This is a genomic window from Bradyrhizobium sp. MV1.5, from assembly GCF_055807615.1.
This window is the reverse complement of record NZ_JBVVPL010000002.1, coordinates 149184-160832: the sequence shown is the minus strand read 5'-3', so window position 1 is coordinate 160832 and position 11649 is coordinate 149184. Positions and strand designations below refer to the sequence as shown.

The window sequence follows — 11649 nt, the reverse complement described above, 5'->3', positions numbered from 1 at the left end:
ACACCGCGGCCCCGCCCCTGTCGAGGGTTTCCTGCCACCCCCCCCAACCCTCCGGCCCCCGCCCCCCCGGCACGCTTATTCACAACCCCGGGGGACCGGCCGGGGGCTTTGGCGCCGCGGGCCGAATTCGTCTTAGCGAATGACGTAGGGCAGCAGGCCCAGGAACCGCGCGCGCTTGATGGCGCGGGCAAGCTCACGCTGCTTCTTCGCGGACACCGCGGTGATGCGGCTCGGCACGATCTTGCCGCGCTCGGAGACGTAACGCATCAGCAGCTTGGAGTCCTTGTAGTCGATCTTCGGAGCATTCGCGCCCGTGAACGGGCAGCTCTTGCGACGACGGAAAAACGGGCGGCGTGCACCAGCTTCAGCCATTGTTCTTACTCCCCATCCGTCGTGGTGGTGGTTTCAGCGTCTTCGCGCGGACGGCGCGGACCGCGGTCACCGCGGAAGCCGCCACCTTCACGATCGCCACCACGGAAACCACCCTCACGGTCGCCGCGGAAGCCACCGCCTTCGCGATCGCCGCGGAAGCCACCGCCACGGTCGTCACGCTCGCGGTCACGGTCGGCCTTGCGCATCATCGCGGACGGGCCTTCCTCGAGCTCCTCGACGCGGACGCTGAGATAGCGGATCACGTCTTCGCTGATACGCTCCTGGCGCTCGATCTCTGCGATCGCCGCGGACGGCGCGTCGATGTTGAGCAGCACGAAATGCGCCTTGCGGTTCTTGTTCATGCGGTAGGTGAGGGAGCGTACGCCCCAATTCTCGGTCTTGGTGACCTTGCCGCCGAGACCCTCGACGATGCCGGTCATCTGCGCAGTCAGCTCTTCGACCTGCTGCGTGCTCGCGTCTTGGCGCGCGAGAAAAACATGCTCATAGAGAGCCATGGAAGTCCTTTCCTCATGTTGGCGCATCGCCCGGCGTCAAGCCCTTAAGAGGCCTTCGGAAAGGACTCTGGGATGAAGCTCAGAAGGCGGAAACACGGGACGACGGGCCGACTGGCCCTGCCACACCAAAATCACGAATGATTTGCTGAGACCGTCCGTTCAGCTCCCGGCCGGGGTCTGCGGATGGGCGCGTTATACGGATTTCGGCCGACTTGGCAAGGTTGCAGGCGCCGTTTTCGGCGCGGGGGTCCCGATACGGGCGAGTGGATCCCCCGCCGGCTACCATACCGGCTTGATTTATTTGTTTGTATATCATACAAACAAGTCAACGGGAGCGAAACCCAATGGCAGAAAAGCCGGCCCACGAGCCGATCGAGGCGGCAGGCGACCCCAAGCACGCCGCCCGCGCCACGCGATCGGCCGGCCGCAAAATGCGCTCGCTGCTGCTGGATGCCGCGAGCCCGCTGTTCCGGGAGCGGGGGCTGTCGGGTACGGCGATCGCCGACATCGCAGCCGCTGCGAACGCGTTCCCGAGCCAGATCACCTATTACTTCCGCACCAAGGAGGCGCTGTTCGTCGAATGCGCCTGCCGCGAGCTGCTGTACCTGGCGCGAGCGACCGAGCAGGCGGCGCTGAAGGCGCGCACGCCACAGGATTATACCCACGCGCTGGCCGAGACCGTTACGGCGAGCGATTCGGTGACCTTCTTCGCCGAGGCGCTGACGCTGACGCGGCGGCGCCAGGATCTCGCGCCGCTGGTCGAGCGCACCATAGAGCGCCTGCACAGTGAAGGCGCGCGGGCCTATGCGAGCCAGGTCGCGCGGCACGGCTGGCGCTCCCTGCGCGCACCGGATGAGAGTTCGCGGCGGTTCTGGGCTGTCGCCATCGGAATCATCCTCGAGGGCTACGCCATGGGCCGTTCGCCAGAGGCGCTGTGCGCCGAGATGCTGCGCGTGCTGGGCGAACAGGCGAAATCCAATGATGACGCTGCGCGCCTGCGCCTCGTCGACGCGCGCGACGCATCGAGCAATTCGAATGAGGAGAGTTAGGTCATGACTGCGCTTCGCATGCGTGCCCGCGATTTCCTGACCGACGACCAGCTTGCCGACGTGCGCCAGCGCGTGACCTGGAAAGGCGTCGCGCTGATCGCGCACGCCTGGGCCCTCATCATCGCCGCAATCGCCCTGGTCGCGTGGTGGCCCAATCCAATCACCTATATTTTCGCCGTCGCCATCATCGGCTCGCGCCAGCTCGGGCTCGCGATCCTCATGCATGACGGCGCGCATGGCTGCCTGTCCGCCGACGAGAAGACCAATCTGACCTTGAGCCAGTGGTTCTGCGCCTACCCTCTGTTTGCGGAGACGCGCAGCTATCGGCGCTATCACCTTCAGCATCATGCGCGCACGCAGCAGGAGGATGATCCGGATCTCGTGCTGTCGGCGCCATTTCCCATCACGAAGCTGAGCTATCGCCGCAAGTTCATTCGCGACCTCACGGGGCAGACCGGCTATCAGCAGCGCAAGGCGCAGTTGCTCAATGCGCTCGGGCCGAAGGACTGGCCGTCGCGGCAGCGCGCGGCGCATTTTTGGGAGAAACTTGGTCCGCAATGTCTGGTCAATGGCGCGATGTTCGCCGCGCTCACGGCGGCCGGCGTATGGTGGGCCTATCCGCTGCTATGGCTGGTGCCGCTCCTGACCTGGATGATGGTCATCACACGTATCCGCAACATCGCCGAGCACGCAGTCGTGCCCGACAGCAGCGATCCCTTGCGCAACACCCGCACCACGGACGCCAATTTCCTCGAGCGTCTGTTCATCGCGCCGTATTACGTGAACTACCACCTCGAACATCATCTCCTGTTCTACGTGCCCTGCTACAATCTGCCGAAGGTGCATCGCCTGCTGAGCGAGAGCCGGCACGCGGGCCGCATGGAGGTGCAGCCGAGTTACGCGGCCGTGCTGCGGCTTGCGACCGCGAAGCCGAACCGCGATGACCGCCCGGGGCAATTGGTCAACAGCGCGCGCCGCGCGCAGGCGGGGTCCGAGGTCGACGCCAACCAGACGGCCGGCGGATTTTAGGGACCCGTCTCATCAGTTGAAGACTGCCAGTTGAATGCTGATCGAAGTTCCTATCTTGGCTTGACATTCCGGCCCCGGACGGTGTCTACGGCCCCCTTTGGAGCATGATCCGGAACCATGGCCTAAGGCCGTGCGTCATCGGCTGCCGGTTCTCGCAGGGATCACGCCCGACAAGCAGGGAGCGCCGATGACGGCAGCATTCACATTTCCGGGGCAGGGGTCCCAGGCGGTCGGCATGGGCAAGGCCCTGGCCGATGCCTTTCCGGTGGCGCGCGCCGTGTTCGACGAGGTCGACGCCGCGCTGGGGGAGAAGCTGACGGCGACCATCTGGGATGGTCCGGCCGAAACCCTCCAGCTCACCCAAAACGCCCAGCCGGCCCTGATGGCGGTGTCCGTCGCCACCCTGCGCGTGCTGGAGACCGAAGCCGGGTTTTCCGTAAGGCGGGATGCGGCCTTCGTCGCCGGCCACTCGCTCGGTGAATATTCGGCGCTCGCCGCGGCCGGCAGCCTGACGATCTCCGATACCGCTCGGCTCCTTCGCATCCGCGGTCTCGCAATGCAAAAAGCGGTGCCGGTCGGCGTCGGTGCGATGGCCGCTCTGCTCGGCCTCGACTACGAGGCGGCCGTGGCGGTGGCGGACGCGGCCGCGCAGGGGCAGGTCTGCCAGGCCGCCAACGACAATGGCGGCGGGCAAGTGGTCGTCTCCGGCGACAAGGCCGCGGTCGATCGCGCCGTGGAGATCGCCAAAACCAGGGGCGCCAAGCGCGCAATGTTGCTGCCGGTGTCCGCACCGTTCCATTGCAAGCTGATGCAGCCGGCTGCCGACGCGATGGCGGAGGCGCTGACCAAGGTCACGATCAAGGCCCCGGCGACCCCGCTGGTGTCGAACGTGCTGGCGAGCGCGATCACTGATCCCGACGAGATCCGCCGCCGCCTGGTCGAGCAGGTCACCGGTACCGTGCGATGGCGCGAATCGGTTGCCTATATGGCGGGGCAGGGCGTCACGCGTTTCTTCGAGATCGGTGCCGGCAAGGTGCTGACCGGCCTCGTCAAGCGTATTGCGGACGGTGCCGTCGGCGTTGCGGTCGGTGGTCCCAACGACATTGCTGCCGCCAAGGATGCATTGGCCGCTGCGAAGCAGGCCTAGAGGAGTTGCAAAGATGTTCGATCTGACCGGCAAGAAGGCGCTCGTCACCGGCGCAACCGGCGGCATTGGCGGCGCGATCGCACAGGCGCTGCACGCGCAGGGCGCCACCGTTGCGATATCGGGGACGCGCAAGGAAGTGCTGGATGAGCTTGCCGGCAAGCTCGGCGAGCGCACCCATGTGCTGCCCTGCAATCTCGCCAAGGCCGACGAGGTCGAAGCGCTGGTGCCTGCTGCGGAAGCGGCGATGGGACAGGTCGACATCCTCGTCGCCAATGCCGGCATCACCCGCGACAATCTCTTCGTGCAGCTCCGTGACGAGGACTGGGAGGAGGTCATCAACATCAATTTGACCTCGACCTTCCGGCTTGCCCGCGCCGCCACCAAATTGATGATGCGCAAGCGCTTCGGCCGCATCATCGCCATCACGTCGGTTGTCGGCGTCACCGGCAACCCGGGGCAGGGCAATTATACCGCGTCGAAGGCGGGCCTGATCGGGATGATCAAGACGTTAGGTGCCGAATACGCCAAGCGTGGCGTCACCGCGAACTGCATCGCGCCCGGCTTCATCAAGACGCCGATGACCGATGCGCTCAACGACAAGCAGCGCGAAACGATTCTGACCAAGGTTCCGGCCAATCGCCTGGGCACGCCAGAGGACATCGCGGCGGCCGCCGTCTACCTGAGTTCGAACGAAGCGGCCTATGTCACCGGCCAAACCATCCACGTCAACGGCGGCATGGCCATGATCTGACGCTTCATGCCGCACCGCCCCCTGGCGGTGCGGAATGCGGCAAACGGCCGTTTCCGGAGCGAAATGAGGCTTGTAGTCAACGCAATTGAAGTATGATAACCGGACCTTCAACGGATGGGCAAAGAACGCCATTGCAGGTTTTTGAAACCCTGTATATTGGCGATGCGGAGCCTTGGCCGTCATTCGCCGGGCCTGCATCGGTTAGGATGGGGCCAGATCAAAGTTCGTAAGCGAAGGCAGTCAACGACCACGACGGCTCGTATCGTCCCGGGGGGTCGGGTCTACAGGGAACAACACGAGGTTATGCAATGAGTGAGATTGGCGAGCGGGTTAAGAAGATCGTGGTCGAACACCTTGGTGTTGAACCCGAGAAGGTTGTCGACGCTGCGAGCTTCATCGACGACCTCGGCGCCGACAGTCTGGACACCGTCGAGCTGGTGATGGCGTTCGAAGAGGAATTCGGTTGCGAGATTCCGGACGACGCCGCGGAAACGATTCTCACCGTCGGCGACGCCACGAAGTTTCTCGAGAAGAACGCGAAGAGCTAAGGCTCTTCATTTTCGCGGGGACAACATTGAAACCGGACGGACCGCCCAACAGCGGTCAGCCGGTTTCTTGTTATTGGCCGTGAATGTTTCGATGCGGAGTTTTCGGATATGAGGCGGGTTGTCGTTACGGGTCTTGGCATGGTTTCGCCACTCGGCTGCGGAGTCGAGCCGACCTGGAAACGCATCCTCGACGGCCAAAGCGGCGCACGCAAGATCGAGAGCTTCGATGTCTCCGATCTTCAGACCAAGATCGGCTGCACGGTCGTGCGCGGCGACGGTACCAACGACAGTTTCAATCCCGATATCTGGATGGAGCCGAAGGACCAGCGCAAGGTCGACGACTTCATCATCTTCGGCATGGCCGCAGCCGGCCAGGCGCTCGACGATGCCAACTGGCATCCCGAGACCGAAGAGGACAAATGCGCCACCGGCACCATGATTGGGTCCGGCATCGGCGGCCTCAACGGCATTGCCGAAACCGCGGTCCTGCTGAAGGAACGCGGGCCGCGCCGGGTCTCGCCGTTCTTCATTCCGGGCCGGCTGATCAATCTCGCCTCCGGCTACGTCTCGATCAAGCATGGGCTGAAGGGGCCGAACCATTCGGTGGTCACGGCCTGCTCGACCGGTGCTCACGCGGTCGGCGATGCCGCCCGCCTGATCGCGCTCGGCGATGCCGACGTCATGGTTGCCGGCGGCGCGGAATCGCCGATCGGCCGCATCGGCATTGCCGGCTTCAACGCCGCGCGTGCGCTCTCGACAGCCTTCAACGAAACGCCCGAGAAGGCTTCGCGCCCCTACGACAAGGACCGCGACGGCTTCGTGATGGGCGAGGGCGCCGGCGTTCTGGTCCTCGAAGAGCTCGAACACGCCGAGCGCCGCGGCGCGAGGATCTATGCCGAGGTGATCGGCTACGGTCTCTCGGGCGATGCCTACCACATCACCTCGCCGTCACCCGACGGCGACGGCGGCTTCCGCAGCATGGCGGCGGCGCTCAAGCGCGCCGGCCTCACCGCGTCCGATCTCGACTACATCAATGCGCACGGCACCTCGACACCGCTTGGTGACGAGATCGAGCTCGGTGCCGTTGAACGTCTGCTCGGCAATGCGGCTTCCAAGGTCGCGATGTCCTCGACCAAGTCGTCGACCGGTCATCTCCTGGGGGCGGCCGGCGCGATCGAGGCGATCTTCGCCATTCTCGCGATTCGCGATAATGTCGTGCCGCCGACCATCAACCTGGACAATCCGTCGGTCGAGACTGCGATCGATCTCGTGCCGCATCAGGCGAAGAAGCGCGAGGTCAACGTCGCATTGTCGAATTCTTTTGGTTTTGGCGGTACCAACGCATCGGTCATCTTCCGGCGTCTGGTCCACTAGTTTGTTGTTGCGACGAATCCACCGTTTTGCCGTATTCGGCGATAGTCATGGAAGCGGGCGCGTGCATTTGGCTCGGCAAGCGATTGTCAGGTCGCGATTGAACCGGCAGGATTCAGGTTGCTTCGATGAGTGAAAGGCCGCCCATTTCGCCCCGGAGCCCGCGGGCAGCGCTCGAGCCCGAGCAGGTCCCGCCGCCGCCGAAGCGATCGGACCGCGCGCGCAATCCCTTCGTGATCGTCGGCAATGCCATCATCACCCTGCTGCTGATTGCGATGATCGGTGCGGGCGGCGTGTACTATTACGGCCGGCAGGTGCTCGAGGCGCCGGGACCGTTGAAGGAAGACAAGATCGTCAACATCCCGCAGCGCGCCGGCAAGCGTGACATCGCCGAGACGCTGAACCGCGAAGGCGTGACCGACGTCAATCCGTGGGCCTTCATTGCCAGCGTCGCTGCGTTGAAGGCGAGCTCGGACCTCAAGCCCGGCGAATATTCGTTCCAGAAGAACGCATCCTTGCGCGACGTGATTGCCACCATCGTCGAGGGCAAGGTGGTGCAGCACGCCGTGACGATCCCGGAGGGCCTGACCTCCGAGCAGATCGTGGCGCGGCTCTCCGACAACGACATCTTCACCGGCAGCGTGCGTGAGCTGCCGCGCGAAGGCACGCTGCTGCCCGAGACCTACAAGTTCCCGCGCGGCACCCCGCGCGATCAGGTGATCCAGCGCATGCAGCAGGCGCACAAGCGCGTGCTGACCGAGATCTGGGAGCGCCGCAGTCAGGATATTCCGGTCAAGAGTCCGGAGCAGCTCGTCACGCTGGCCTCGATCGTGGAGAAGGAGACCGGCAAGCCGGATGAGCGCAGCCGCGTCGCCGCGGTGTTCGTCAATCGCCTGAAGCAGAGGATCAAGCTGCAGTCCGATCCCACGATCATCTATGGCCTCGTCGGCGGCAAGGGCACGCTCGGCCGTCCGATCAAGCGCAGCGAGATCACGCAGCCATCGCCCTACAACACCTATGTCATTGAGGGACTGCCGCCGGGCCCGATCTCCAACCCCGGCCGCGCCTCGCTCGAGGCTGCCGCCAACCCGGCCCGTACCCGCGACCTCTATTTCGTCGCGGACGGTACCGGCGGGCATTCCTTCACCGAGACCTACGACGCGCACCAGAAGAACGTCGCCAAGCTGCGCGCGATGGAAAAGCAGATCCAGAACGACACGGTCGAGCCGGCCGAGGACGCGCAGCCACCGGCCGCCGCGGCGCCCGGTGCCGCCGATACGCCGACGGCGACGACGCCGGCGCGCCCCAACCAGCAGAAAAAGCCGCCGGCCGCTCGCCCCGCGGGTCCGCCGCCGGCCCGGCAAGGTGCGGTTCAGGCCTCGCCCCCGGTGGTGCAGCGCTAGGCCTGCGCGCAGACCTGCCCCGCGGGACTTTGCGGATTACATTTTCCTGCAAAATAGTCTTAAGATTCGCGTGGCTTGATGGCCCCGCGAATCCCGTGCTTCTGGAGAAATTGACCTGATGGCGTTGTCGTCCATGACGGGCTTTGCCCGAAGCCACGGCGCGAGCGGGCCGTATACGTTCGAATGGGAATTGAAGTCGGTCAACGCCAAGGGCTTTGATCTCAGGGTGCGGCTGCCGCAGGGATTCGACGAGCTCGAGGCCCATGCCAAGAAACGCGCCGCCGAGCTGCTCTCGCGGGGCACGGTCTACGCCAATCTAACCGTCAAGCGCGCCAATGCGGCCACCAGCGTCCGCGTCAACGAGGACGTGCTCAACGCCGTCCTCAAGGCCGCCGCCGTGATCGCCGGCAAGGTCGATGCGGTCGCGCCGAGCGTCGACGGGCTTCTGGCCATCAAGGGGGTCATTGAGGTCGCCGAGCCCGAGGGCGACGAGGAGGAGGACAAGGCCGCACGCGCCGCCGCCGCGGACGCCTTCGACAAGGCGCTCGCCGAACTCGTCGAGATGCGCAAGCGTGAGGGGACCTCGCTCGGGCAGATCCTGATCCAGCGCGTGGACGAGGTCGAGCAGCTGGCGAAGAAGGCGGAGGCCGCGCCCGGCCGCAAGCCCGAGGCGATCAAGGCGAGGCTCGCCGAGCAGATCGCGAGCCTGCTCGACACCTCCGACCGTTTCGATTCCGACCGCCTGATGCAGGAAGCGATCCTGATCGCGACCAGGGCCGACATCCGCGAGGAGCTCGATCGCATCGCCTCGCACATCGCGCAGGCGCGCGAGCTGATCGGCAAGGGCGGCCCGGTCGGGCGCAAGCTCGACTTCCTGGCGCAGGAGTTTCACCGCGAGGTCAATACCTGTTGCTCGAAGTCCAACGACATCGAGCTGACCAATACGGGGCTCGCCATGAAGAACGTGGTCGAGCAGTTCCGCGAGCAGGTCCAGAATCTGGAGTGATCGATGACGATTGGCGGTCACGGAACTGACGGTGTCGAGCGGCGCGGATTGATGTTCGTGCTGTCCTCGCCGTCGGGCGCGGGCAAGACGACGCTGTCGCGCATGTTGATCGACCGCATGCCCGGCCTCCGAATGTCGGTGTCGGCGACCACGCGGGCGATGCGGCCGGGCGAGGTCGACGGCAGGGATTATTCGTTCGTCGACAAGGCCACCTTCGAGGCGATGGTGAAGGCCGACCAGCTGCTGGAATGGGCGACCGTGTTCGACAACAGCTACGGCACGCCGCGTGCGCCGGTTGAGGCGGCGCTGTCAGCTGGGCAGGACGTGCTGTTCGACATCGACTGGCAGGGCACGCAGCAGCTTCGAGAGAAAGCACGCGCCGACGTCGTCAGCGTGTTCATCCTGCCGCCCTCGGCCGCCGATCTCGAGAAGCGGCTGCATTCGCGCGCGCAGGATTCCGACGAGGTGATCCGCAAGCGAATGAGCCGTGCCAGCCACGAGATGAGCCACTGGGCCGAGTACGACTACATCGTCATCAACCACGACGTCGACGAAGCCTTCGCCGAAGTGCAGTCGATCCTGAAGGCCGAACGCCTCAAGCGCGAGCGGCAGACCGGCCTCGTGGGCTTCGTGCGAGGTCTGCAAGGTCAGCTTCAAGGCTAGTAGGCTGCGTCAGCCTCGGCCCGTCCTTCGCGAGCCGTTCCAGCATCGTCGTGATCACGTCGATGTCGATGGCGTCCTCGACTCCCGCATCATCATCGCGGCCGGCCGGCTCTTCGTCGTTGAGGTCGTTGGCCGCGAGCTGCGGTGCGGCCTCGATCTGGAATTCTCCGTTGAAGATGTGGGCATCGTCGAGCTCTGCGGTATCTTGGTGGGCTTGCGGTGCGCGCTCGTCGATCACATCAATCTCGCGATCAATCGCGGCGAGCTGTGCGGTCTTGAGCTGGGCTCCCTGCGGACGCACGGCATCGAAATCGACCGGGCGCGGCTGCAAAGCGTGCGGCGCGTCGGCGGGCGCTGCGTTGAGCCAGGGTGCACGGCCATTGTCGTGATCGTGCGGCTCAAAATTGTTCCAGTTGATGCGGCGCTGGTCGGCGGCCCGGACGCGGATGCGTCCACCGGCGAAGCGGTAGATGACGCTGGCGAGGATGCCGGCAAGCGCCAGCGCACCGCCGATCACGAGCAGCAGCATCTGGAGCGAGCCGGTCTGCTTGTCGGCGGTGCTGTCTGCCGCGGCCAGAGCCATCGGAGCAGGGGACTTCGCCGGCTTCGCGGTCGGCTGCGCGGCGGCCGCGACAGGTACAGGCGACGGCTGCTCTGTGGGCGCGGCGGACGCCGCGGAGGCGTCGGGCCAGCGCCCGGCGACGTCGGGCTGCTGCGCGTTGGCGTCGGCGGCGGGGCTCGCAGCTTGTTGCATCGGCGCCGGTCCCGCCTGTGCAGGCGTCTTCACCGTGGCGATGCTCGGCGGCGTCAGATATTCGGCGCGCGCGTCCTGGACCGAGTGCTGCTGCGGCACGGCTGAATCCGCTGCAGGCGTGTCGGGCGCAGCCTGTGCGGTTTGAGTGGCCTTGCCGCCTTCGGCGCGCAGATACCAGCACTGCCGCTTGGTCGCGCGCTCGAGGCGATAATGCCAATGCTGGCCCTGCGGCGCGGCGCCCTTTGGCGAGCCAAGGCAGTCGCTCGCGGCAGTTGCCGTGCTCGGTGCCGTTGGTGCATTCTGCGACACGGCGGCGAGTGGCGCGCCGGCGATGATGCTGCCCACAAGGGCGGATAAGAATTTTGCGGTGCGGTTGCCCATCCTGGTCTCCCGATTACGCATGACGCAACTCGTTACCTTCCCTTTGTCGTCAAAGACTTGGGTGGCAATGAGCCGCAAATCCGGAGAGGATGTGGCCTGAATCGGGCCTGCGCGGCGTTCGTTCCGCCGCGGAATCAGACTTTTTCGCTGCTATTGCTTGGTCGAAGTCCAGGTTCCGCCGCAGCCGTCCGAGCGGCGGAAGGATCCGGAGCCGCTGCGGGCAGCGAGGCGGCCGGACCCGGTGAAGGTCACGCCATCGCCTTGACCGAACGTGCTGACCGCGCCGCTCGCGCTGACGGTACCCGTGACGCCTTGGCCTATGACCTTGCCTGAGGACACCACGACCGCGCCGGACGTGGTGCCACCGCAGCCGACGCTGACGACCATCCAGGCGCCGTCGAAACTCCCGCCACCGCCACCACCGCCTCCACCACCGCGCCGTGAGGAACTGCGCGGCTCCTCTGCCGGCTTGCTGCGACGCGCCGAGGGCGCCGGCTCGGCGGAACGGTCCGATCGCGAGCCGGACAGCGACTTCTCGTCATTGCCGATCGAGCCGCCGGCGCTGCCGGACTGCGCAACGGCGGACGGTGGAGCGAGGGTGACGGACAGGAATAAGGCCAAGGCAATTACAGGGATGACGGCATTGCGCATGAGCAAAAA

The 11649-nt window shown here is 65.5% G+C and carries 13 protein-coding genes; 9 read left to right on the top strand and 4 right to left on the bottom strand.

Translation table 11 applies throughout. The features are described 5' to 3' along the window. Nucleotides 1–132 precede the first annotated feature (132 nt). Both rpsR and rpsF read right to left on the bottom strand, forming a co-directional pair. A complete protein-coding gene (gene rpsR, locus AC0L2J_RS02810; protein WP_007592020.1) occupies nt 133–372 on the bottom strand; it encodes a 30S ribosomal protein S18 in 240 nt (79 codons plus the stop codon). 5 nt (nt 373–377) lie between these two features. Further along, nucleotides 378–887, bottom strand: a complete 510-nt coding sequence (gene rpsF / locus AC0L2J_RS02805; protein WP_212278937.1) for a 30S ribosomal protein S6 — start codon at nt 885–887, stop codon at nt 378–380. A gap of 344 nt (nt 888–1231) precedes the next feature. On the opposite strand from rpsF, the gene AC0L2J_RS02800 reads away from it, so the two are divergent. From AC0L2J_RS02800 to gmk, 9 genes are all read left to right on the top strand, one after another. Beyond that, a complete protein-coding gene (locus tag AC0L2J_RS02800; protein ID WP_473387059.1) occupies nt 1232–1936 on the top strand; it encodes a TetR/AcrR family transcriptional regulator C-terminal domain-containing protein in 705 nt (234 codons plus the stop codon). 3 nt (nt 1937–1939) lie between these two features. Next, nucleotides 1940–2965, top strand: coding sequence for a fatty acid desaturase family protein (locus AC0L2J_RS02795; RefSeq protein WP_473248514.1), 1026 nt, complete (start codon nt 1940–1942; stop codon nt 2963–2965). Nucleotides 2966–3152: 187 nt separating this feature from the next. Beyond that, on the top strand, nt 3153–4112 hold the full coding sequence (fabD, locus tag AC0L2J_RS02790; RefSeq protein ID WP_473387057.1) for an ACP S-malonyltransferase: 960 nt from the start codon (nt 3153–3155) through the stop codon (nt 4110–4112). A gap of 13 nt (nt 4113–4125) precedes the next feature. Next, the gene (gene fabG, locus AC0L2J_RS02785) at nt 4126–4863 is read left to right on the top strand and encodes a 3-oxoacyl-[acyl-carrier-protein] reductase (RefSeq protein WP_007609323.1); all 738 of its coding nucleotides are present in this window, start codon (nt 4126–4128) and stop codon (nt 4861–4863) included. 308 nt (nt 4864–5171) lie between these two features. After that, nucleotides 5172–5411: an acyl carrier protein gene (locus AC0L2J_RS02780; protein ID WP_006020277.1), complete on the top strand. Its 240-nt coding sequence runs from the start codon at nt 5172–5174 to the stop codon at nt 5409–5411. A gap of 108 nt (nt 5412–5519) precedes the next feature. Further along, nucleotides 5520–6785, top strand: a complete 1266-nt coding sequence (fabF, locus tag AC0L2J_RS02775; RefSeq protein ID WP_473387056.1) for a beta-ketoacyl-ACP synthase II — start codon at nt 5520–5522, stop codon at nt 6783–6785. 125 nt (nt 6786–6910) lie between these two features. Beyond that, the gene (mltG, locus tag AC0L2J_RS02770; protein WP_007609326.1) at nt 6911–8185 is read left to right on the top strand and encodes an endolytic transglycosylase MltG; all 1275 of its coding nucleotides are present in this window, start codon (nt 6911–6913) and stop codon (nt 8183–8185) included. Between the two features lie 118 nt (nt 8186–8303). Continuing rightward, on the top strand, nt 8304–9191 hold the full coding sequence (locus tag AC0L2J_RS02765) for a YicC/YloC family endoribonuclease (protein WP_247396299.1): 888 nt from the start codon (nt 8304–8306) through the stop codon (nt 9189–9191). A 3-nt stretch (nt 9192–9194) separates the two neighbouring features. Further along, nucleotides 9195–9854 (top strand): guanylate kinase, encoded by a 660-nt coding sequence (gene gmk / locus AC0L2J_RS02760; protein WP_456764662.1) that lies wholly within the window; start codon nt 9195–9197, stop codon nt 9852–9854. On the opposite strand, the gene AC0L2J_RS02755 is transcribed toward gmk, so the two are convergent. Continuing rightward, entirely contained in the window at nt 9787–10989 is a 1203-nt protein-coding gene (locus AC0L2J_RS02755; protein WP_473387054.1) for a hypothetical protein, read from the bottom strand. The two genes, gmk and AC0L2J_RS02755, sit on opposite strands and share 68 nt — an antisense overlap. 150 nt (nt 10990–11139) lie before the next feature. Beyond that, complete coding sequence (locus tag AC0L2J_RS02750; RefSeq protein WP_063992703.1) at nt 11140–11640, bottom strand: hypothetical protein; 501 nt, start codon at nt 11638–11640, stop codon at nt 11140–11142. Between the last annotated feature and the right edge of the window lie 9 nt (nt 11641–11649).